Source organism: Candidatus Methanoperedens sp. BLZ2, assembly GCF_002487355.1.
In the GTDB taxonomy this organism is placed as follows: domain Archaea; phylum Halobacteriota; class Methanosarcinia; order Methanosarcinales; family Methanoperedenaceae; genus Methanoperedens.
The window spans coordinates 20,899-45,290 of the sequence record NZ_NTMG01000054.1; the positions used below are offsets into that span (position 1 = coordinate 20,899).

Here is a 24,392-nt window from a genome sequence, read left to right on the forward strand (position 1 = left end):
TTAATGCTATTATCAATGTTCCAAAATAAATAATTTGTAGATTCTTTGCGAGTCTTATAATTCCCATTTTTTTTCTCCTGAATCGATTATATTATTATTAGCGGTAAGTATTTATAATTTATCTACCTTTAACATTTTTATCAGTTTATTAGAGTTCATTCCTGGTCTGATTGCGCCACAGTCCTGATTCTCTTTACACCTTTGATCTCTTTTATGATCTCTACAACATTTTTCGGTACAAAATGCTCCCATTTTTCACCTTTTAACATCCTGCGCCTGATCTCTGTACCGGAATAACTGTTTCGCATAAAAAGAGGCGATTGTTTGACTTCTATTCCGGCTTCACGCAGCAATTCTATCACGAGAGAATTATTAGTATATGCAATATCAAAAGGCGGCACCATGGATTTAACATGCGATACCCAGAGGGAATTGCGCTGGATATCCTCTATTGGTATTACATAATGCTTGATATCAAATTCCATGAGCGCACTTGATACCATGAGAACCCTTTCACCTGCTGTGAACGGATTCTCTACCTCATGGCTTTTCTGGGCGCTGCCGATGCCAACGATGATTTCATCTACTTCATTCACAATCTGTTTTAAGACCTCATGATGCCCTAAATGATATGGCTGGAATCTTCCAAGATAAATCCCGCGGCGCATATTATTAAGTTGGTTGTGCAGCCGGAGGCTTTGTGGCAGGCGGCTTTGCTGCTCCCGGTGGTTTTTCGGCTGATGGCGGGGGTGGAGGCGGTGGCGGTGGGATATTAGCGAGTCTCTCTGTTCCCCATGGCCTGACAGGTGTGTCGCGATTCCATATCTCTTTCATGAATGTGCGCCAGTCCCAGCTGTTATGTTTATGCTTCATATCTGCGAGTTTCTTGACCATTTCCTTGTTTATTGGTTTGTCGGTCCACTCAATATCATTGACTTTATCAAGGTATTTCTCGCCGATCTCCGTTCTTACAAAGACAGTGCTCCAGCCTTCATCCGAACCAACCGAGCCTACGGATATGTCTGCATAATATGAGGTATAATCTTGGCAAAAGTGGCATCCTTTCCTGGCAAGGGGCGCAACGACCTTGATAGGGACTTCTTTTACTTCTTTATTAGTTTCGACAATAAAATTACCTTTATGGAAGTTCATCTTCCTGACATCCCTGATATCAACACCCATGATCTTCGGGACCATTTCCTCCAGCATAATCTCTTCAGAAAAACTCTCCATGCATATAAGTCCGATTATCAAATTGATCCTGTCATAATTCTCACGGAAAAGTTTTGCGCCGTGGATCTGGCATGGTACTCCCACGAATGCGACTTTTTTATGTTTTTCCAGTATTTTCTTAATCTCAACGTATGTCCTTGGTTTCTCCTGCATTGTACCATCCGGCGCGATAAGAGGCGATTCGGCGCTGTCAACATATGCTCTGTGTATGTCCCTCATTGTTGAAACAGCAGGTTGATATGTATACTTCGTACCGCTTGCGGCTGTAACATCCTCAGGTTTGGTGAACACCACAATTTTTGTTTCCCATTTCTCGTTTCGCACCACACCGACTGCACAGTCGATCTCTCCCTGTTCAAGAAGAGATTTCAATATCTGGGAAACAATTGCTCCATCCTGGCCGTGAAGGGTTTTGCTTTTTCCTGCTTTCATTACCCTTATATTATTGAACTCATCTACCGGGAAACCATCAAGTATGGGGCAAACGCGTTCACATGCATAGCAATTCACACACGGGTTTATTTCCTGTTTTGTAGGATCGACATCCTTGAAAAGAACCTCGGTTTTTAATTCCATTTTATTATAATTGTTCTTTTCTTTTGAGATATCAACAGGACCCCTGCGTACTACGGGGGCATTCACCGGACAGATAGCTTCGCATGTACCGCAGGAAGAGCAGTAGTTGAATTCAGTAACATCTGCAATTTTTGGCAGCCCAACGTCGGGGGCATACATATTGCCCAGTCTGATGAGTACCTTATCCTGATCGGATTTAATGACGCCCCTTTCTGTAAGGGGTCCTGCGACAGCACTGTCCGGTTTTGCTTCCACTTTACTTTCCTCCGATGATTTCCTTTCCTATTAATTTGATAGCTGTTTCCTTGTCAGGACCAATTGGTGAACCTGCAACGATCTGGGTGACGCCGATCTTCTGGAGGGCCTGAACTTTTGCCTTGCAATCAGCTGGTGTCCCGCATATGGAGAAAGCATCGATCATCTTATCAGTGACAAGTGCGTTCAATCCGGGGAAGTCACCTTTTGCAATTGCATCGCCGATATTCTTCTTTGCACCAACATCAATCTCATGTCTTTGAAGAACGGTATCCGGTGAACCTGCAACGATGAATGCAACGACGACTTTTGCTGCGTTCTTTGCTTTTTCCGCATCCTTGTGAATCGAGAAGCATGCATATGCGCCTACGTCAACGCTCTTGGGATCGCGTCCGGCTGCTTTTGCACCCAGTGCAATTTGTTTGATTGCAAATTCAAAGTCTTTTGGATGTGATGCATTAATAAGTACACCGTCAGCGACTTTACCTGCCAGTTCAAGCATCTTCGGACCCTGGGCTCCCATATAAATCGGGATGTTACCTGTTTTGAATGCCAGTTTTGCGCCGCCGATCTTTACGCGTTTTCCATCCTGTGCAACCTTCTTACCACCAAAGAATCCCCGAAGAGCTGTTATGCTTTCAGCGATCGTGGTCATAGGCTCGACCCACTCAATCCCCATAGCATCAAAAGTGGCCTTATCGCCAGGACCGATCCCAAGAACTGCGCGGCCGCCGGAAATCTCATTGATCGCGCCAATGCTCTGGGCTGTGATAGCAATATTCCTTGTATAAGGATTTGTAACGCCTGTTCCGAGTTTTATCCTGTTGGTGTTCATTGCCAGTACGGCAAGTGTGGTATATACATCACGATTATTGTAGTGATCTGTAATCCATACATTGTCAAAACCATTTTCTTCTGCGAGCTTTGTGTAATATGCTAATTTTACGACCGGGTCTGCCGGTACAAATTCAATACCAAACATATTTTCCTCCTGCGTTTTAGGGTCATTCGTCTTTCTTTATTTAAAAGCATATTGGTTTTGTTCTGCAATTTCTTCTGGAATTCAGTGGTTTTCCAGCAAGCTATGAATTTTGGAAATAAAAAAAAAGAAAGGGGAAAATAGCCCCTTTATGTTACTTCTTCCTGATCATAAAGAAGTATGCTGTCGCCCCAACGGCTGCCACGACCAGTAAATAAATTATCCAGTTCCATGGAGTTGGCGGTGTTTCCGGTAGTAATGCAGGTGTTCCCTCTACAGCAGGAATGGAAGTCTCTGCAGCCGCTGGATTTGTGGTAATTCCCGTAATCCCGGAAATCGCAAACGGCGAGAAACCATCGGTTCCTGATTCAAAGTAGGTGGTTGTTGCATCCTTCCTTATTTCATTTGTATCCAGTGTGATCCACTTGCTTCCGTCCCATCTGAGGAGTTTGAGCTGACTTGCGGTAATCTTATTATCTGTAAGCCATGAGTTTTGCACATTGAACACGATCTTTGATTCCTTTAAATTAGCTGGCGTGGCAAAATTTTTCGTACCCACCCATATATTGACATTTTTGTATACCTTGCCAGGCGCTGCGCTTGAAACCAGACTCGATGTGCCCTTGAGGACTTCAACAGTTGTGGTTATCAAACCTGCATTGACATTGCCCGTAACATTACTGAATCTTATCGGATTAAGGGCATGGGTGAATCTATATGATGTAAGAATGTCTTTGAAAATCTCAAGTTCGTAGGATTCTTTCACATCTATATTGGATAGGTTCTCTCCTGAAGTTGTTCCTCCACCGCCTCCACCACTTGACCCACCGTTTGAACTTCCGCCCGGGCCTGATGGGACTGTGAAACTCAAGTCAACCCTGTTATCAGTCTCAGGCCCTGCGAATGTGCTGGTCTGCTGAGCTGCTACATCATTCAAATAGAAAGTCACAGTAGAGTTAATTTCATTCTGGTATCCTCTTATCCAGAGTTTTGTCGGACCCTGGTTGTCACCATAGAAACCTGATGCTTTGGTGGTTATGGAACCTCTTACTTCTCCTCCAATCTTAGCAATAATTGTTGTCCCTTGAGGTGCTGGCTGCCCGTTCACTGTCACAGTTCCGTAATAACTCGATGGATTTAAAGGTTCATTTTGTGCTGAAGCTATCCCTGAAGTTATTAGAATGGTCAATACCATCATTAAGATTATATTTTTTTTCATTTTCATTGTATCACCAAAAATTAGAAAAGGGATTATTCGATTCCCTTTTCTTTATTTAATTAGGCAGCCATGGCTTTCCTGCCCAAACCAGGCTGTCCTTGTTTGTACCGGTCAATGTATTCATAAAGAGCCAGTATCCCTGTCCCTTATTCAATGGTGTACGAGCTGTCAGATCATCGCCGACAGTGTAAGTATTGTGGGGATCCTTATAGGATACCAGGTATGAATACAGCGGTTTTCCATCTGCCTGGAGGGGCTGGAAAAGCAGGCCTGCGTCCAGTTCTCTATTCTGCTCCTGCTTACTTGCAACGACCCCGATAAGATTCCAGCCTTCAAAGAGGTCCCTGCTTGGCGGTACGGATCTGATATTCGTATCTGCAATGAATCCAATACTCTGGTTGGGTGCAGTAACATTGATCCAGTACCCATACAGGGGTTGCAGGTCAGCAGGCGTGGAGAAGGTCTTATTTCCAGGATCGTATCCGGCAACTCCGTTGTTCTTCACGTTCTTCAGTATCATGTCAACACTGCCCGGATCTGCGAAGTTCGGGACAGATATTAAATTCCAGCCCGGATCCAGGTCAAATACCATGTCTGCGAATGCGATCTCTGTGCTGCCTGTTATGCTGCCGCTTGTTGCTGTAACCGTTACGAACTGAGCCATATTTGAAGTCACTGGCAGGATAGCGATCCCATTGCTGAATGTTACGTTTGGCTGATATATTACAGCGCTTGCATTCTTGCTTGCATTAACAGTTATATTCGCCATTTCATTAAAGGTCGTATCTGTTACATTAGCATTTAGAGCTTTTATGGTTATGGTTATGGTGCTTCCTTTCAGTGCAGCAGTTTTACCGGGTGTTAACTCGAAGGATGTTACATTTGGTTGCGACGGATGTGCTGATACTGTAACATTTGCACTTCCTGTGATATTGCCGCTTGCTGCAATTACCATTGCGGTTCCTGCTCCTGCTGCCTTGAACGCGGCTGTTGCGATTCCGTCTGCGCCTGTTATTGATGTCTCAGGAGATATAGTTCCAACAGCGGTATCATTGCTTGTAAAGGTTATATTGATTCCCGCTATCGGAGCGCCATTTTGATCCAGTGCTGTTGCATTGAATACCTGACTATTTCCAACATTCATTATGGCAGTTGACGGTGAAATTGTTATTGATCTCAATTCTTGAAGAACTCCGGATGCTGTAATCTGTCCCCGGATCTCGCCTCCAGGATACTGATTTGTATGGACATTTACATAGGTGTTACCTTTTATCATAGCTCCTAACAGGGCATTGAGAGGTTGTCCTGCCAACGGACCGGAAAGGTTGATCGACGTGATATTTCCTTCAACAAGGAGCCCGTCGAATCTTCCGGGAATCAATACTGCTGGCGGAACCTCCGGATATAGCCACGCAACAACAGGACCATCTACCCCGGCAGGAGCTAGATGTATATGAGCCATGCTTACATTTTCAATATTTTCCACCATAATCTTGTAATGCAGCCTTGTGCCATTATCACTGAGCTCAAAAGTTGCATTGCCTTTTGCAGAGCTGACCACTGGTTGCTGCACGATCTCGTTACTCGATAGGTTGGCTGTGAAATTATTGGGTATTGTGAACTGCTTGATCTTGTATATCTTGCCAGTATTGTTCGTTGGTCCCAGCATCTGCGAGGTCAGAACATACAACTCATGGTCAGCATCCTGTCCAAAGGAGCGCACGAATTCATTGATGCGTCCATTGCTGCTCGTGGCAACCCGCAACTCTTTAGTTGACCACATTCCTTCTCCGGAAGAGGGGGGCCTGGCAACGAACAAACTGCCGTTGCCTGCGGTAGGTCCTTTGCTGAAGTCGCCAAAGATATAATTCCCGTTGAACTGCGGAAGTTCACTTCCTCTATAAACATATCCGCCAACAACCACTACGCCAATTCCTCCGGGTTGTCTGGCATTCGCATATTCGATAACCGGATCGATCAGGGGCTGGCCATTTGCATCTACATCCGGACAGCTCTGGTTCGAGAGGTTGGGATTATTAGGATCGAAACAATGGGCACCTTCCTTGATGTTCCATCCATAATTTCCACCTCTGGCAACAATATCCACTTCTTCCCAGGCATTCTGCCCCGCGTTGCTGGCGAACAGGGAATGGTTCCCGCCAGTATCGAATGAAATGTGGAATGGATTTCTGAATCCTGAGGCAAAGATCTCATCAAGCCCATCTTTCCCTACATATGGGTTGTCCGGAGGAATACCATAGGGATCTCCATTATCAACATCGATACGAAGGATTTTTCCGAGCAAAGTTGAAGTATTCTGTCCATTGCCAGGGGGTGGATGGCCAATGCCGAAATCATCCGCTCCACCTCCATCTCCCAGCGGTATATAGAGGTATCCATCAGGCCCGAAGGCGATCTGGCCGGCATTGTGATTGGCCTGGGGTTTATCAATCTGAAGCAAAACCCTTTCTGAACTATCATTGGCCCTGTTCTGATTGTCCTGTAAGACCTTGAATTCAGATACAATACTGGTGTGATTCCAGTTAGAAGGCGCCTGAGTTCGCAGGGGCGAACTGTAGTAGACAAAGAAGCGTCCATTTTGCGAAAAGTTAGGATGGAAAGCCAATCCCAGCAGGCCACGCTCATCATACTGTGGTGCTAATGCCACTATCCTGGACCTGAGGTCAAGAAATGGCTCTTCAATTACCTGTCCGCTTGTATTGATGATTTTGATCAAACCTATCTGGTCGACAATGAACCTCCGTCCCGTTCCATCTTCAGGAGAAACAAGAGCAACTGGGGATGTGAAGTTATCAGCTACAAGTTCAAGCCCGATTCCAATTTCCTCCATCGGAGGTATGGTTGGAGCCGGAGCGGCTATTACGATTATTTCTCCATGCATAGTTGGATGGAGCGCACAATGATACTTAAAAGTCCCGGTATCATTGAACATAAATTCAAAAGTGTTTCCCTGATTGAGAGTACCTGAATCAAAGACTCCGGTATCGCTCGTCACAGTGTGTGCATCAACATCATTATTCGTCCAGGTTACAGATGTTCCTTTTAATACCGTAATGTTTGCTGGATTGAAAGCAAAACTTTGGATGGCAATGTTCACAGCTGTTGGAGGCCGTACTATCCAATCCCATTTATGTATATCCGTTCCATTAATGTTCGAGGCAACTGCTGTAACATTCCATGTACCCACAGCTGCACTGCTTACATAAGAAGATGAGATCACGTTTGTAGCGCTGGATACTTCAGTGCCGTTGATCTGCCAGGATATATCCGCCAGCTGGTCAACTGTAATGCTGAAGGTTCTATTTTCGCCAGCCTGATTATTCACGATTTCAGTGGATGGTAATATACTGATAATATTCGCGCCTGAGATGTTGGGTTTTTCTCCTGGCTGTAACTGCCTGTTAGTGAAATTCTGGTTCATCATATCTGTGCCGTTTATGGTGACTGCCATAGGCATCACAGATACATTCATCCATCCTGGCTGCATCTGTTCCGCGATAGTATATGTGCCGTTTGACAGATTCATGAACTGGTACATGCCACCTGCATCGGTTACATTGTTCTGGATTGTGCCATCTGGTTTTGTCAGGCTGATATTCCAGTTCGCAAGACCCATTCCTGTACTATTATCGATCTTGAATCCTGAAATGTTGAATGTTCCTTCTGGCGGTAATGATGGTGTCAGGGCAAAGTTCTGCGTGGCTGTGGCTCCAGAGGTTACTGTGACGCTTGTGCTGTTGCTCTGGTATCCGGCTGCACCTGCTGTTAAAGTGTATGTCCCGGACCCGATGCTTATAGTGTAGTTGCCATTGATATCTGTATTATTGCTCTGGCTGTCTGCTGCCACGGTTGCATCTGCTATCGCTGAGCCTGATGCGTTGGTCACTGTCCCAGCTATTGTGCCGTTAGCAGCAACCACTGCAGGATCAACGAACCCGCTTGCATCTCCTCCAGGGCCATTGTGGCACTTGAAGCACCAGCCACCGCTTGAAGTGTTTAGCGGGATTATATTCGCATAATTCGGCTGTTTAAAGGCCAAGTTACCATGGCATCCACTGCATGTGTCTGTGCCATTATACACTATTCCATGATTATTTGATCCAAGGATCCATGTCTGGAATGGATGTGTGATTCCGGTGGTTGAAAAGTTACTCAATTCCTCTGAAGTGTTAACTGCGCGCACTTCGATCTTGCTTGTAAGTGCCGAAACTATCACAAAGGGATACTTTGTTTCATTCGCGCCTGTATTGTAATTCACAACCGGGTGTCTTCCCCCCGACCTTGCCTTGATCCTGTAGATCGCCGGGGTCGTTTCATTACCGATGACGCTATTTATCAGCCTCATTCCGACGGACTGGTTGATGTCGGATTCGTTGCTGTCAATGCGCGTAGGCACGCGGTCATCTGCAAGACCGTTGACTTCTATAAAGTAGTCACCCGGTGTTATGCCATTCAGGTCAAACTGTGCTGTCATGTTGTCTGGTAATACTGCTGTTTCGATGATTGCGCCCGCCCTGTCAAGCAAGACTGCACCAGTGATGCTGGTCACTGTCGCATTCCCACCATCCATTGTGCTATTCAGGGTCAGGGTAATGTTTGGCGCGGCCGAAGCCATTGCACCTAATATGGTTAATATAAATACTGATATTACTATTCGTTTCATATTCTCACTCCCTTGTTACTTTATTATACTGTTTAATAGGATTTTGCCACCCCACAGGTAAAATACATGATTAAATGATCATGAAATAACTGTTAGCTTTAATCCCACTAGCTTAACGTTACCACTCGTTTTGTTGGCTATTAAATGTTATAGTTTTTACTCTTTATAAATCTTGCGGTTGCTGTTTATAAACCCTGAGGTTATTTATATTCAAATATATTCAAAAAAATCGGTTGATTTTTAAGAACAAAATAATGGTAACAAATATCATCATTCCCCATAACATTCGGTTGTAGCGCCAGACTTTTGCCCCATCAAGCGGTCCGAAAGGTATCATATTGAAGCCTGCAAGGAATACATTGATAAAGGCTGCTGTTAGCAGAACATCATATGCAACAGGTACTAACATGAAATTTGAACTAATATAAAAAATCGTTGCAAGAACCAGGTTTACCGCAGCCCCTGAAACAGATATGTATGCCAATTCTTTTTCGGTCTGTTCCATATTCGGGTATTGTTCATAAGGACTGTAAGATACTTTTTTTCCCCTGATCATCACTGCGCCAGGTGCTGCGAATACAAAATTCCCACCGGTGAAAATTGACAAACCAATAGCCATTACCAATCCCATGGGGCTTGCCTCGTAATCTGCTACATAGCCGTATCTCCGGGCTGTGAACTTGTGAGCAAGTTCATGAAGAAGAAAACCCGTACCAACACCAACGGCGGCTATAGCTAATGCTGCAAAACTTGTACTGGGATAAGAAAACGCAATTGTTAGAACAAGTAAAGAAGCTACAAGATGTACAATCTCCCGCAAACTGTTTCTATTCATGAGCCTCAAGTTAGTTTAAAAATATATAAATCATACCATGCCGCATGCAAAGTTTGACAATAACTCATCATCCTGTGGGGCCTTAACGCCATAAAGGCATTGCCGTGCATCCTTGTAATAGAGTCGCTCTTCCAGTATCCCTTCTTTCTTAAGTATACTCAGGGCATATCGCACAGTGCGGGGAGGAAGGTAGCTTTCAGCGACAATTTCTTTCTGGGTCATGAGTCCTTTAAATTCAAGAACTTTGAAGACAAGTTTTACTGAAGGTGATAATTGTAATATTTTCCGTGTATAAACGTTTTGCATTGCCGCAGTTTCAGAATATGTATATCCAGCTGTTGATTTTGTCATGTTAAATATTTGGATTACGATATGATATGATTTAAATCTTTAGGCAAAATATGCCTCTATTGAAAAAACAAATAATATTTACTTAACAGTAAAAAAACTGATAATTCAGATAGGATATCCGAATCCGAATTATATTATACTATTGCCTTCAATAGATCTTTATCGCGTACCAGACCCAGTAGTTTTTTTGTGTTGGTGACGACGGGCAGCTGATCTATTCTATGACGCCTCATTTTACGAGCGCATTCGCTTACAGACGAGCTTAACAATGCAGTTTCAGGTTCACCGGTTAACTTTATTATTTTTTTCACAGGCGAATTCGGAAGCTGGATCTTAGAGACGCTGTAATATAAGCTCATAGTGTCCCGCATGGATTCCCATGTCCAGGCATCATCATCAGATCCTGCAGACATATTGGACATCTCTGTCTTGTCATCAATTATACTGGCACTAATAAGATCTTTATCAGATGCTACCCCAACCAGTGTAAGTGCTGAATCCAATATTGGAACAGCTTTAACATCGGCAATCTCCATGATCTCACCAACTACGCAAAGGGGTGTTTCGCTCCAGACCGAAACCACGCCATTTCCAATATGATCACTTATCGGGGAAGTGATATTCAGTCTTCCTATTGCGCCCACAATATCGGCTATTGTAATAAGGCCTGTAAGGACACTATCTTCAACAACCGGCAAACGCCGAATTTTATTATTCAGGATTATCCTGGCTGCATCAACGATTGACTTGTCGGGTGTGATCGTAATGGGATTTCTCGTCATCAGGAGCGCTATCTGTTCCTCTTCGGGATGTTTCAACAGATCAGTTCTTGTTACGATACCTACAAGTTCGCTACCCTTTACTATCGGAACTCCCGAAATATGCTTTGACTTCAGGATTTCAAGAACTTCATCCCTTGATCCTGGCAATTCAGCGCGGGCAACGTCCCTGACCATCACGTCATCAACTTTTATGGTATGTGGCGTATTCGGCATTTTTGTCTCCTTTTGTTATTTTTTAGCGTGGACAACCAGCACTGGTATTTTTGAATTGCGAACTACTTTCTCGGCAACACTCCCCAGAAGGAACCTGTCAAGCCCGCTCTTCCCCAGTGTTCCCATTATTATGACGGAAACCGAGTTTTTTTCAGAATATTTTATTATTTCATCCGCAGGGTGGCCTTCAATCAAATTCCCTTCAGCTTCTACTCCTTCTGCTTTTGCTTTATCTATCACATATTTTATGGCTGCGTCGCCTTCCTGTCTAAGAAGTTCATACATGCTCTCCCACGCTGCATCCATCGGGATCGAAGCAAAAGCAGCAGTATCAACCACAAAAATTGTAAGCAGCTTTGCTCCTGTGTTCTTTGCCAGGTCGATACCGTAATCAACCGCATTTTTTGTATATTCCGAACCATCTGTTGCAATCAATATTTTTTCATACAATTTACTAGCCATAATGTTCCTCCTTCAAATTTTTAAATTATTCTAATAATATCATCCGGTCTGGCCCGCCTCACTAAACCGCTCAATGGATCTCGTAATCCCTGCATATTATAGGATTTTTTAGTTAAGATCATCAGTCTTGCTTTTTTCCCCATTTTTATGGAACCTGATTCTTTATCCATACCTAATAGTTTTGCTCCATTTAGCGTGCACAGCTTAAATACTTGTCTATCATCGTAAAGATTAGTTTTAACAAGAAATTCCATCTCAGAAAACATATTAACGGAGTTAAGCATTACATTATCAGTGCCCACAGCAACAAGAATTCCTGCATCAAGCATTTTTGCAACCGGGGGAATCCCCGACCTCGTGATGTAATTCGAGCGCGGGCAGACCACAACAGGAATATTGGCATCTGCGATATCCTTAATATTTTTTTGTCCAGCCGTCGTAAGATGTATCAGAAAATCCGGATGAAGTGCAAGTGCACTGGAAATATCTGTTTGATCCCTTTCGCCTGCATGTATTGCAAATTTCTTTCGCCTTTCCCTCGTTTGTTTCACAATATCCCGGATGTATTCATATTCAAGGTCGTTCGTGCTGCTAAGTCCTGTCCCATCGCAGGATTCAAGATAATTCATACCCTCATCATCCGGCCGTCCGAAAATTAAAGCTTTAATGCCTGAACCGATTCCGAGGGCGTCATTAAGCGCCTGTATTCCTGTAGAACCGCCTTCACGAAAGTCACAAAAAGCGTATGTTCCTGTTTTTATCATGTCCTGAATGCTTGCCTTTATTGAAGAGACAAGGTCGGAATAAGAGGTTTCCCTTAATATCCTGTGTTTTAAACCATCAGGAGGCTGCACGAGTTCGGGAAGAGGTAAAAAAGGAGGGTCTTTCAGGATTGAATCACCTATATGAGTATGCGCATTCACAAAGCGGGGAGCGATTATTACATCAGTCGTGATGGTACTTTCTTCAATGTTTTTGATTATGCCATCCTTAATAGTAATATAACCATCGATAGGTTCAAACTCATCGCCGTATATTATTGTGCCCTTGAGGGTTTGCTCCATGTGTAGTTATTTTTTCTTACTGTGCATTCGGTACATTCCTATCACTGCTAACATCAGTAAGACCAAAACCGGGAATTCAAATTCAAATCCTGGAGACTCTTTTGTTTGTGAAGGTTTAACCGTTGTAACAGTCGGGCTGGCAGTTTGTGCTGCTGGCAGGGGTGTTGTTTCCTTAACAGCAGGCGTTGAGACTCCCACAGTTCCTGAATACGCAAACAATAGCCCGCTATGGGTTGCTGCGAACAGCATGTTGCCCGATATGGCAGGAGAAGTTATGTAATCCTTATCATTCTGGCCGGTTGAATTTTTCCAGAGCGTTTTTCCTGAGTTGGCATCAAGTGCATATATAAAATTATTTCTTGTCCCAAAATAGACGATATCATTTGAAATTGCCGGTCCGCTAAGAACAGAGCCGGAATTTGGGAATTTCCAGATGGCATTTCCGGTTAATGCATCAAGTGCAAAGAAATTTGAATCTGTTGAGCCAAAATATACTACGCCATTTCTTACAGATGGCGAAGACTCAACATTATTACTTGTGGAATATTTCCATTTTAGTGCCCCTTTATCTGTGGTAATTGCATAGACTGATCCGTCATTTGACCCGACAAATAAGGTTCCGTCCGCTATTACAGGTGAAGATTTGATCTCAATCGCTCCTGTATTGTAATGCCATTTTTCTTTTCCTGTTGAAACATCAAGCGCCACTATATCTCCGCTATCGGTTCCAAATGCAATAATTCCCTCCCCGACAGCAGGTGAGGATTCAGATGCTTTTCCAATAAGTGTGGACCATATAATTTTTCCATTCATTATATCAAATGCATAAAATGAACCATCTTTTGGCATTGCATAAACCATATTGTTTGTAACCGCAGCCGAAGTAGTATAGCCATCCAGAGCTGCATCATTTGTCCATAGAAGGGTTCCATCTTTTGCATTTAATGCATAGAACTTGCGGTCATTCGCGCCAAAATACACAACATCATTTGCAACCGCCGGGGCTGATTTTACAAAACCATTAGTATGATATCTCCAGATCTCATTTCCGGATAATATGTCAAGCGCATGGATACCAAAAGTTGTTCCGATATACAGAACATTATTAACTATCACAGGGGATGAGTCTGTTTCAAATCCAAGATCTTTTGTCCATTTTAACGTGAGTGGCGGATTAACCGTATCACCTGTATAGCCGGAACGTGAAATGTCGTTTTTGAACATGCTCCAATCGGCAGCATATACCGGCGTAATAAGCGTAAGCATCGATACAAATACCAGACTTATTATTATCATCCTGTAATTTCCCATATTAAATCTCTCACTTGGATATTTTATTTTTATTATTATTTCGTTTTCTCCTTTTTAAAGTCAGTGTTTTAATTTATGCCGGGCAAGAGTATGTGACGGGTCCAATTCCATTACTTTCCTGAAGCAATCCTGGGCATCAGCATCACTTCCAAGTTCTTTTGTAATCAATCCTTTCTCATACCATGCATTAGCGCTATCGGGATTTATTTCAATTGACTTATCAAAAGCCTCGAGTGCTTCATTAGCCTTGCCAAGGTTATTGAGAATAACACCTTTCTCAAACCATAATACCGGATCATCCGGTTTTAATTCCAGTGCTTTTCCATATGCGCCCAAAGATGTTTCAAATGCTTTCATTGCATCATATTTCCGGTCTATTGAAATAAAGTCGTTGCCCTTTAATCCCCAGACCTTTCCTTTACCATACCATGCATTCCAGTTAGACGGTTCGCTCTTAATCGATTTTTCAAGTAAGTCAAAGCTCTCGGCGTATTGTCTTTTCGTTCCTATGATCAATCCTTTCCTGGCAAGAGCCCCTGCATGTCCGGGATCGATCCCCAGCACTTTCTCATATGACAATAATGCATCAGCATCTTTTCCAAGACCTGATAACATTAATCCCCTCTCAAACCACATTTTAACATTATTCGGGTCTTTCACAAGAAGCAGGTCATAAATTTTTAATACTTCGGAATCCTTTTTCAATTCCTTCAATATTATTGCCTTTTCATTGAGCAATTTCATATTTCCAGGATCGGCTCCCAGGACTTTGTCATAAGCAACAAGTGCTTCTTCCAGTCTCCCAAGATTCACAAGTATGAATCCCATTTCATGCCATGCTTTTATATTCCCGGGATCAAGTTCCAGGATGGTCTTATAAGCATCAAGAGCCGGAAGATATTGTTCAAGGGTAAGGTGTATTGAGGCTTTGTCATACCATGCTTTAAGATTCTTTGGTTCAATGTTAAGGATGTTCGCATAAGATTCCAGGGCACGGTCGTATTTTCCCGAATTCTTATAATCCTGTGCTTCTTGCATCAAATCTTTTTTCTTGAAAAACCCGTTTAATTTCATATATTATATACCTCAGTCTAAATCATTTAGAGTATTTATACAGTATATACCTTTCTATAGCCGCATTGTGAATATTTAGAAAAATTTGATATAAATGGATCGGGGTTTGGCCGAATTACCAATAAGGATATATAGACGTTCAAACATTACGAATTCAGCGTTATTAATAATCATTAATTGCCGAATGTTTTGGAGAATCTTAAATGCTCAAAGTTAATAATCTGGTTAAAGACTATGTAATCGATTCTGATACGATCAGAGTACTCGATGGTGTAAGTTTTGATGTAAAAGAAGGAGAAATACTTGGTATAATAGGAAGAAGCGGGGGCGGAAAATCAACAATATTAAAGGTATTGCGCGGAATGGAACCATTCGTGGGCGGTAGTTTCGAACTTGATGGATTTACGGTAAAACCGGATGCGTCGATAGAAGATAAAAAAACGCTTCAGAAAATGGCGGCGATCCATCTCCAGAGAAATTTCGGGCTATGGTCCGGTGCTACATATGAGAACGTGCTGCGCCGCGTTTATGCCGAAAAATTCGGATATGAGTCGCTCCCTGATAGGGATTCTCCTTATTATCAAGAATGTTATGAAAAAAGTCTTGAGTACTTAAAACTTGTAAATCTTGACTCCAAGGCAGAACATTTTTCACAGGTATTAAGCGGTGGGGAAAAACAAAGGTTGCTGATTGCAAGGCAGTTAGCATCCAAACCCAAACTTCTTCTTCTTGATGAACCGGCCACAATGACATGCCCTGCAACAAAACAGGGGGTTCTTGACACAATAAAGAATGTCAATAAGAAATTAAAACTTAAGACGATTGTTGTATCCCATCTGCCGGAGATTCATTCATATCTTGCAGACCGTGTGTTATGGCTTGAAAACGGAAAAATAATAGATGAAGGCGAACCTGAGGAAATATTGAACAAATTCCTTAAGAAAATGAAACCTGCGATTCCGATGCCGGTTAGAACCCTGGATAAGACTGTGATCAAGGTAAATAACCTTTCAAAGAGATACTGGCTTATCAGGCAGGGAGAAGTGCTTGACCTTGATAAGATAAATCTTGAATTCAAACAGGGTGAGATGGTTGGACTTATTGGCCCAAGCGGTGCAGGAAAGACAACATTGCTTCATGCCATGGATGGGCTTATTTACCCGGATGACGGGGACATAGAATTCCGTGTAAATGATGACTGGGTTGAAATGTCAACGTATTCTCCAAAAAGAATGGAGGTCAGAAGGATTACAAGCATAATGTACCAGGAATTCGCTCTTACACCTCACTCAACCATTAAGCAGCAGCTTGCATTCAGGCTGGGCGTAAAGGGACAGAATGTTGTTGAAGAAGCAAGAAAACGCGCAAAGGAGCTTGGTATATCTGATGTGGACCTGGATGAAATGTACAAGATGACCGATATGCCCGAGGAAAATGGGAAGGAGAGGCTTGCCAAGATGGGCTATACTCCTGCAATCCTTGGAGTCCTTTTCCCGAGCTATCCGCTTACAGAAGTTTTAAAATTTGCGAAACCTGTTTTTGAGGCAGTGGATTTGCCTATTGAAGTTCTTGATCTAAAACCGTACCAGATAAGCGGCGGTGAAAATGTGAGGGCTGCTCTTGCTCTTGCTCTTTCTACCCAGCCGTCTATACTGCTTCTTGATGAACCGTTTGGCGACCTTGATCCGATTACTTTGAGGGATGTGGCAAATGCTCTTAAGAATGTCAATAAGACTTTTAATACGACAATTATATTCATAAGTCACCATATTGATTTCATAAGGGAAGTCGCACAAAGGGCGATATTGATAGATAAAGGACATATTGTCATGGACGGGGCTCCCGGAAAAGTATGTGATGAGTTCATAAAAGCAAGCAATGCAAGATACCTTGACCACTGTATTGAGGAGAAATAAATCCCTTTTTCAGGAATAGCATTTTTATTAAAATGACACAATCATCAAGAAAAATCATACATTTTATTGTTATTGTTCTTATATTATTGTTCATAATAGCAGGCAGCTTTTACTTGATCATGGGGGGTAAGGACCTCGGGATTTCAACAAATCGTGTTGAGGTAATTTATGTGCAGGGAGAAATGCTGACAGGGAGTATCCCCACTGGTTTTGGGATAGCAACATCTGAGGATATTGTAAAAAGCCTGAAGGATGCTAACGAAGATGAAGGCGTTAAAGCCATTGTTATGCGGATAAACAGCCCCGGGGGTTCTCCCGCATCTGCAGAAGAAATTGTGGGCGCAATGAAAAAAATCGATAAGCCAATTGTTATCTCGATGGGTGATGTAGCGGCAAGCGCTGCTTATTACATAAGCGCTCCTGCTGATAAGATAATTGCTAATCCTGATACAATGACAGGAAGCATAGGTGTTATATGGGAATTCCAGAACAGGTCTAAATTTTACGATAAGGAAGGAACATCGTTTTATATTGCAAAATCAGGCGAATTAAAGGATATGGGCGGTGACTGGAAAGGATTATCAGATGAAGAAAAACAGTATGTAGACCAGGTGATCACTGATGCTTACAACCGTTTTATTAAAGAAGTGGCAGATGGCAGGAACCTCTCTCTGGGTAAAGTCAAGGACCTTGCTGACGGCAGGATATACACAGGCGCAAAAGCAAAGGAACTGGGTCTTGTGGATGATCTCGGAAGCCTTGATGATGCCATTGAAATCGCCGCAAGACTTGGGGGTATTGTGGGAAAACCCGAAGTGGGATATGCCAACAGGCCATCTCTTTCTCGCTTATTATTCGGCAGTGAGAAAACTGATGCTTCGGCATTTACAAGTTATTTTTTTGATAATCGTTTCGGACGGCTTTTATCTATTTATCACTAAACCATAACCGGGAACCGTAAGTATTATTTACTTACACATAGATACTGATGGTGATGGCTCAATAGTTTTTCGGATAGAGGGAAATTTAAAAAACAATGAAAAAGAAATTCAACAATAAAATTCTTATTATTGGCTATGGCTCAGTTTCACAATGCACACTGCCTGTTCTATTAGACAAAATCGATGTTCCGTTACAAAACATTACGATAATTGATTTTGAAGATAAATCAAAAGCTTTGAAAAAATATACAGATCAGGGGTTAAAATATGTTTGTGAAAAAATTACTCCTCAAAATATAGATCAGGTTTTATCAAAATATCTGGATAACGGGAGCCTGCTAATTGATCTTGCATGGAATATAGGCGCCAATGATATTATTAAATGGTGCCATGATCACGAAGTATTGTACGTTAATACATCTGTTGAAGTCTGGGATCCTACTGAGGGAGTTTATACAAAAAGTCCGTTTGAAAAATCACTTTATTGGCGGCAAATGCAATTGCTCAACCTTTCCCGTGATTGGAAGGATGCGCCAACCGCTGTTATTGACCATGGCGCAAATCCCGGCCTTATTTCTCACTTCGTCAAGGAAGCTTTACTGGATATTGCTGCGCGTATCATTTTTGATAAAAAAGCATCTGTACAGGATGAAGAAGAAATTGCCCAGCTTGCAAAAGACAGGAATTTTCCCCGGCTGGCGAAAAAATTAGGAATTAAAGTAATTCATTGCAGCGAGCGAGATACTCAAATTGCCAACAGGCCAAAAGAGGTAAACGAATTTGTGGGGACATGGAGCATTGAAGGATTGCGGGAAGAAGGGACAGCTCCGGCTGAGATCGGTTGGGGGACGCATGAGAAGAAACTGCCGCCCCTGGCAAATATACCTCCATGTGGACCGAAAAACCAGATATTTTTACCCCAGATGGGCATTAATACATGGGTCAGATCGTGGATACCGGATCAAGAAATTATCGGTATGATGATCCGGCATGGTGAAGCATTTGGCCTTTCAGACAGGTTAACTGTCTGTGAAGATGGTTTGGCGGTTTACCGGCCTACCGTAAATTATGCTTATATGCCCTGTCACGATACGCTTTCCTCGCTCTGGGAATTGCGAGGCAGGAATTACGAACTCCAGCCAAAGATCAGGATTATGACAAATGAAATTATATCTGGCGAGGATACGCTGGGAGCTCTTTTGATGGGGCATCCTTATAATTCCTGGTGGACAGGCAGCTCTTTGAGTATTGAAGAAGCCAGATCCCTTGCTCCTGGTCAGAACGCTACGACCCTTCAAGTAGCTGCTGGTATTGTTGCTGCAGTACTCTGGATGCTTGAAAATCCGCGAGAAGGTATTAAATTGCCCGACGATCTGCCCCATGATTTTATCCTGGGTATTGCCAAACCTTATCTTGGTAAATTTATTTCGACCCCGTCTGACTGGACGCCTCTTAAAAATCGTAAAATATTTTTTAAAGAACATCCGTCAGCGAAATACAATCCTGACCCATGGCAAATTGAAAATTTTCTTTTTATAGGATAATAATGATAAACAAACAAAAAACAATGCTGGAAAAAATTGCCCGGGAACATGGTACGCCGGTTTTTATTATAGATCATAAAAAAATCAGGGAAAATTATAATGAATTCAGGGAAAAATTGCCTGAAGTCCAGGCATATTTCGCTGTCAAAGCCAATTCCAATCCGGAAATTATCAAAACGATGTACGATATGGGTGCAAGTTTTGACGTGGCTTCTTTCCCTGAATTTATGCTTGTTTATGACAATATCAAGCATCTACCTGAAGAAGAAAGGCAAGATTTTATCTGGAATAAAATTATTTATGCTAATACCATCAAGCCTGCCGAAGTTCTGGCTAAGTTAAATGCTTATAAGATTTTAGTTACTTTTGACAATATTGAAGAATTAAGAAAGATAAAAAAATATGCTCCGGATGTTGGCCTGGTTTTAAGGATACGTGTGCCTAATACCGGTTCCATGGTTGAGCTGTCTTCAAAATTCGGGGCCCATCCCGGGGAAGCAGTTGATCTTATAGCAGAAGCCATAAATTTTGGGCTTGGAGTTGAAGGGATTAGTTTTCACGTTGGCAGCCAGTGCAATAATTTTGATAACTATTCACAGGCTTTGAATTTCGCCTCCTCGATTTTCAAGGAAGCACAATTAAGAAATTATCATATCGGGTTTACTGGCAAGGAAGAAAAGAAAAGAAAAATTTTAGATATTGGCGGTGGGTTTCCTGTAAAGTATACGCCGGATGTAAAATCTTTTAGCTCTTTATCTGAAAAATTGAACTCGGAAATAAAGCGTTTGTTCCCCATTGATGATATTCAGGTTATTGCAGAGCCCGGAAGATTTATAGTGGCGACTGCCTGTACTTTGATCACGAAAATTGTTGGCAAAGCTGTCCGCGACGGGAAAACATGCTATTACCTGAATGATGGTGTTTACCATACTTTTTCAGGACAGGTTTTTGATCACCAGCCCTATCCGCTGCATTCCATAAAGGGCGGAGTGAAAAAAGTATGTGCTACGTTTGGCCCGACTTGCGACGCGTTCGACACTATTTCCCTGGCCGATGAGCTACCTGAGGATCTGCAAATTGATGACTTGCTTTATGCTGAAAATATTGGGGCATATTCGATCGCTTCAAGCACTCATTTTAATGGTTTCCCGCCAGCTAAAATAGTGCATTTAAATAAACTTTAAGAGCCAGTGCAAGTAACCTCATCATTATACCCGAAATTCCGGTTCATATAATCTATGATCTTACTCAAATTTCCCTTTCTTAATGATACCTTCCTCCCCGACCTGAATAGCTTATATGCCTTCCACTCAGAATCGCTAACCTTTCTTATCATTAATGTGTAAGATAAAACATTACCATGCAATCTATAGTCTATTTCATGTCCGATTTCTTGCTTACTGTTATCGATTAGCATTTTTGATCTAATTTCAAAAAATCTGAGATATAAATAATATGCCGACATCATCAGGAAGAATAAAAACAAAATAGAGAGTGGCACAAAGATGTTTGTTACTGTGTACTCGCCAGGATGTATTCCATATGTTCCCAATTTAGATCACCCTTTAGAATTTATTATTTTATTATGTAAATCTGCTACAATGAATAATAAAGTTTTCCATGTATCCAGTCATCTGATTTCATCACAGGAGAAAAATGACACTTCTTCAGGAAAAAAAGAAAAAAGATGTCCTCAAAAGAGGACAGTTTAATGGCCGCGTGCTGCCATAGGCACGCCGTACATCCACAGGGCTATCAATCCGAACATCAGCATCAACACAATATAAGGAAGAACCGATGATTTCGAATTGGGATTATTCTGTGATATCTTATATGCTGTGTAAATAGCTCCCAGAACGCCCAGTATTGAAAGAATATACTGTATTATCTGAATCGTTGGCATATTCAGGAGCGATGGATCACCTGTAATATTCCATCCCACAAGTGAAGCTGATGTATATATCACAGCCAACCCTTCACCCAGGAAATGCTTTGCATTGTGGGCAAGGTGTATTCCAAGTCCCAGGGGGATAAGAGCATATCCATAGCGAATGAAGTTGGAAAGTGTTGTTTCCGCAGGAATATCCATATCAATATTCAATTCCGCAGACGAGTCAGAGATTACATTTGTATTCTGTGTTTTTGTCGGCAATATACTCGAAATGAAACTTGCACCAAGCATTAACAGGAGAGCTATTACCATTGCTGCTGCAAACATTATTGTCCATGCAATTGTGAAATTAGCGATTCCAGTGGTGCTTTCAAACCATTCCATGAACGGCCCCCATACTTCAAGCATGACCACAGTCTGGACTACCACGATCCCGATCAGGGCTGTTGCAAGGAAAGACTCCTCAAACCGCGGTTTCTTTATGAACCAGAGTTCACTTGTAGGAGGTCGAGGTGTTATTCTTATGGCATCAAAATGGCATGTCTTTATACAGTTTGAACAGAAATTACAGAACCTGTTTGAGTCCATCGTTCTTGGGTACTCGAACATTGAGCACCCGTCAACCTTCCCGTCTCCTTTAAAGCATGTGGGAGTCTTGCAGGCTTTACATTTTTCACTTTCAGCCCGCAGTTCCAGCGCTGAACTCATGGAATAATTGCTTGACAGGCCGCCAAGGAAACACAGATACCGGCACCAGGCTCTCCTTTCATATACTGCGCCCATAAGGACTACACCCGCGAACACGAAAAGCAGGAGATAGCCTGTGTTCCTTGGATTTTCAACAAGCCCGAGTACTGTATCAACCCATGTTATTACCAGGAAAGCAAATATTATGACCCAGACGCCATAAGTCTGGAGGAATTTTGGAACTTTTTTATTCATCCCCACATTTCTTTGCACTTCATCACTGACTCGTGACATAGGACAAACTGAGCACCACAACCTTCCGAAAACAAGGAACAAGACCGGCAAGATTGGCCACAGGAGTATCCATACCATTACAGAGCCGAAATTAAGAGCTGTTTCCTCATGTCCAAAAAACAGCTGGATGACAAGGATGCCAAATATTAACATTGTTGGCAAAACAAATATCAATGGGTACCATTTGCTTTTTAAAAGGGATTTAATCTGCGGATTATTAAGGAAATTTATTTTACTGAGCTTCCCGGTGTTGAATGCAACAAATCCTAAAGCCACTGTGCCAAGCAGGAATAAAGCTATGACTAACCAGTTGACCTGTCCTTCCATGGAGTGACCGCCTTCACTTGTTGCGGCGGCATGATCTGATGCAGGCATGTCACCCATATCCATATTTCCCATGTCCATATTCTGTTCATTTGCAACTGCTGGCAAAACGAATGCAGCCAGAAGTAAAATCGTATATAAGACTAACAATTTTTTAGGTTTCATATTTTTCATAATCCCAGTTTATACTCATCGTGTATTTTTTACACCCATCGTGTGTGTTTTACATTCATTGTAAACAAGTCTTATTCATAATTTCCGGTATATAAAGTAATATCATTTAAAACTTAATTATAGTATTTTTGCAGGAACAAACCACAGCTTTGCCTGTTTCAAATCGTGATATCAATGGTTTTATGATGGTCTGGATAAGTATCCGGATACTTCTGAATGTTTTTGAAAATACTTATAAGCTTTACCAGACAAATAGTAATTAAAGCATTATGAAAAATGGGGAAACGTAATGCTTGTAATATATGGGAGGAATTATATGAAAATATGTAACTTCAATAAATCAATAGTGGTAGGATTGTTGATATGGCTGTCGCTAGGCATCGTATTTGGTTCAGCCGGCACTCTTACTTCCGTAAAGGTGGCAGCCGCACCGGTCATAGATGGCACACCTGAAGCATTGTGGAACCAGGCAACTGCCATGACGGTGAATGTAGCTGGCGGAGCAAATACAGGCTCGCATGTAGTAACTCTGAAAAGCATTTATACTGATGACTCGGTGTATTTCCTTGCGGCATGGAATGACCCGACAGAAAGCTTAAGGCGTGAGCCCTGGGTAAAACAGGCGAACAATACATGGATGCAGCTCAAGGATCCGGATGATAAAGGTGGAGACAACAACATGTACTACGAAGATAAGTTCGCTCAAATCTGGAACATAAATTCTCCGGGATTCGATACAAGCGGGTGTTTCTCAACATGCCATGCTGGAGAGACTGGAAAAGCATATGGTAATAAATATACTGCAAACCCGGGTGAAATGGCGGATATCTGGCATGCAAAACTCGTACGAACAAATCCATCAGGCTATATAGATGACCAATATGTGGATTCCACACGTTATAATAAAGACAATGCGCCGGATGCGGGAAGGAAGAGTGATCCCGGACTCGTTCCTTATTATACAAATATCAATGCTGCCGGTACAGCTCCAAACTTTACATCGGCAGACCAGCCCGCTCCGCCCTATTGGATTATTGATGCCGGGAAGCAGCCCTTCATGGATACATACATGGCTAATGACGAAATAGCCGCAATCATAGCGAGACCTCCTGACGGAGACAGGGCAGATATAATGGCAAGGGCTGTTTATGCTGATGGCACGTGGACAATGGAATATGGCAGGAAGCTGACAACAGGAAGCCAGTATGATGTACAGTTCCAGGACATGAATAAGGAGTATTCCTTTGGTACTGCGATCTTTGATGGTGCACAGGTAAGGCATAGTTTCGAGACTGGCGTGAGTAAGCTTGTATTTGCAGCGCAGGCTACACCAATATCAACACCAACCTCAACTTCCACTCCAGGTCCGACAGCAACGGCAGAAGCGCCAGCTTTTGAAGCGATCCTTGCTATTTCAGCACTGTTCGCGGCAGTACTGATAAAAATAAAAAGAAGGTAAAAAGATATCTTCTTTTTTAATTTTTATTTTGACCCAGATTATATAATCTTAAACTGTTATTTTAGTTTCAATGTATACCCCATCTGATAAATGAAGTATGAGAAAATGAAGGATATTGGTAAAA

20 protein-coding genes are annotated in these 24,392 nt (G+C 42.3%); 6 read left to right on the forward strand and 14 right to left on the reverse strand.

All coding sequences use genetic code 11. The features are described from left to right. Positions 1 to 155: 155 nt before the first annotated feature. From CL181_RS09595 to CL181_RS09650, 12 genes are all read right to left on the reverse strand, one after another. On the reverse strand, positions 156 to 668 hold the full coding sequence (locus tag CL181_RS09595) for a nicotinamide-nucleotide adenylyltransferase (protein WP_097299092.1): 513 nt from the start codon (positions 666 to 668) through the stop codon (positions 156 to 158). A 4-nt stretch (positions 669 to 672) separates the two neighbouring features. Then, a complete protein-coding gene (locus CL181_RS09600) occupies positions 673 to 2,064 on the reverse strand; it encodes a Coenzyme F420 hydrogenase/dehydrogenase, beta subunit C-terminal domain (protein ID WP_097299093.1) in 1,392 nt (463 codons plus the stop codon). Between the two features lies 1 nt (position 2,065). Continuing rightward, entirely contained in the window at positions 2,066 to 3,046 is a 981-nt protein-coding gene (gene mer / locus CL181_RS09605) for a 5,10-methylenetetrahydromethanopterin reductase (protein ID WP_097299094.1), read from the reverse strand. 151 nt (positions 3,047 to 3,197) lie between these two features. Beyond that, a complete protein-coding gene (locus CL181_RS09610; RefSeq protein ID WP_097299095.1) occupies positions 3,198 to 4,268 on the reverse strand; it encodes a PGF-pre-PGF domain-containing protein in 1,071 nt (356 codons plus the stop codon). 49 nt (positions 4,269 to 4,317) lie between these two features. Further along, positions 4,318 to 8,946 carry a PQQ-dependent sugar dehydrogenase gene (locus CL181_RS09615; RefSeq protein WP_097299096.1) on the reverse strand — a complete coding sequence of 1,543 codons (4,629 nt, stop codon included), beginning with the start codon at positions 8,944 to 8,946 and terminating at the stop codon, positions 4,318 to 4,320. A 220-nt stretch (positions 8,947 to 9,166) separates the two neighbouring features. Continuing rightward, a complete protein-coding gene (locus CL181_RS09620) occupies positions 9,167 to 9,781 on the reverse strand; it encodes a peptidase M50 (protein WP_097299097.1) in 615 nt (204 codons plus the stop codon). 30 nt (positions 9,782 to 9,811) lie between these two features. Then, the gene (locus CL181_RS09625) at positions 9,812 to 10,132 is read right to left on the reverse strand and encodes a helix-turn-helix domain-containing protein (RefSeq protein WP_217993138.1); all 321 of its coding nucleotides are present in this window, start codon (positions 10,130 to 10,132) and stop codon (positions 9,812 to 9,814) included. Between the two features lie 134 nt (positions 10,133 to 10,266). After that, on the reverse strand, positions 10,267 to 11,127 hold the full coding sequence (locus tag CL181_RS09630; protein ID WP_097299098.1) for a CBS domain-containing protein: 861 nt from the start codon (positions 11,125 to 11,127) through the stop codon (positions 10,267 to 10,269). A 15-nt stretch (positions 11,128 to 11,142) separates the two neighbouring features. Further along, entirely contained in the window at positions 11,143 to 11,589 is a 447-nt protein-coding gene (locus CL181_RS09635; protein WP_097299099.1) for a universal stress protein, read from the reverse strand. 20 nt (positions 11,590 to 11,609) lie between these two features. Then, a complete protein-coding gene (locus CL181_RS09640; protein ID WP_097299100.1) occupies positions 11,610 to 12,653 on the reverse strand; it encodes an amidohydrolase family protein in 1,044 nt (347 codons plus the stop codon). 6 nt (positions 12,654 to 12,659) lie between these two features. Then, positions 12,660 to 13,964: a PQQ-binding-like beta-propeller repeat protein gene (locus CL181_RS09645; protein ID WP_097299101.1), complete on the reverse strand. Its 1,305-nt coding sequence runs from the start codon at positions 13,962 to 13,964 to the stop codon at positions 12,660 to 12,662. Between the two features lie 60 nt (positions 13,965 to 14,024). After that, positions 14,025 to 15,038 carry a tetratricopeptide repeat protein gene (locus tag CL181_RS09650; RefSeq protein WP_097299102.1) on the reverse strand — a complete coding sequence of 338 codons (1,014 nt, stop codon included), beginning with the start codon at positions 15,036 to 15,038 and terminating at the stop codon, positions 14,025 to 14,027. A gap of 203 nt (positions 15,039 to 15,241) precedes the next feature. On the opposite strand from CL181_RS09650, the gene CL181_RS09655 reads away from it, so the two are divergent. The 4 genes from CL181_RS09655 (at position 15,242) to CL181_RS09670 (ending at position 20,623) form a co-directional block, all read left to right on the forward strand. Further along, a complete protein-coding gene (locus CL181_RS09655) occupies positions 15,242 to 16,954 on the forward strand; it encodes an ATP-binding cassette domain-containing protein (RefSeq protein ID WP_097299103.1) in 1,713 nt (570 codons plus the stop codon). A 32-nt stretch (positions 16,955 to 16,986) separates the two neighbouring features. Further along, on the forward strand, positions 16,987 to 17,895 hold the full coding sequence (gene sppA, locus CL181_RS09660; protein WP_097299104.1) for a signal peptide peptidase SppA: 909 nt from the start codon (positions 16,987 to 16,989) through the stop codon (positions 17,893 to 17,895). Between the two features lie 95 nt (positions 17,896 to 17,990). Beyond that, positions 17,991 to 19,439, forward strand: coding sequence for a saccharopine dehydrogenase NADP-binding domain-containing protein (locus CL181_RS09665; RefSeq protein WP_097299105.1), 1,449 nt, complete (start codon positions 17,991 to 17,993; stop codon positions 19,437 to 19,439). A 2-nt stretch (positions 19,440 to 19,441) separates the two neighbouring features. Continuing rightward, positions 19,442 to 20,623 carry a type III PLP-dependent enzyme gene (locus tag CL181_RS09670; protein ID WP_097299106.1) on the forward strand — a complete coding sequence of 394 codons (1,182 nt, stop codon included), beginning with the start codon at positions 19,442 to 19,444 and terminating at the stop codon, positions 20,621 to 20,623. On the opposite strand, the gene CL181_RS19760 is transcribed toward CL181_RS09670, so the two are convergent. Next, positions 20,620 to 20,991 carry a hypothetical protein gene (locus CL181_RS19760; RefSeq protein WP_141398863.1) on the reverse strand — a complete coding sequence of 124 codons (372 nt, stop codon included), beginning with the start codon at positions 20,989 to 20,991 and terminating at the stop codon, positions 20,620 to 20,622. The genes CL181_RS09670 and CL181_RS19760 overlap by 4 nt on opposite strands. A gap of 156 nt (positions 20,992 to 21,147) precedes the next feature. Then, positions 21,148 to 22,800, reverse strand: a complete 1,653-nt coding sequence (locus tag CL181_RS09685; protein ID WP_176505146.1) for a 4Fe-4S binding protein — start codon at positions 22,798 to 22,800, stop codon at positions 21,148 to 21,150. A gap of 137 nt (positions 22,801 to 22,937) precedes the next feature. On the opposite strand from CL181_RS09685, the gene CL181_RS21155 reads away from it, so the two are divergent. Next, a complete protein-coding gene (locus CL181_RS21155) occupies positions 22,938 to 23,072 on the forward strand; it encodes a hypothetical protein (RefSeq protein ID WP_255251522.1) in 135 nt (44 codons plus the stop codon). Positions 23,073 to 23,125: 53 nt separating this feature from the next. After that, complete coding sequence (locus CL181_RS09690) at positions 23,126 to 24,268, forward strand: ethylbenzene dehydrogenase-related protein (RefSeq protein WP_176505147.1); 1,143 nt, start codon at positions 23,126 to 23,128, stop codon at positions 24,266 to 24,268. Positions 24,269 to 24,392 lie beyond the last annotated feature (124 nt).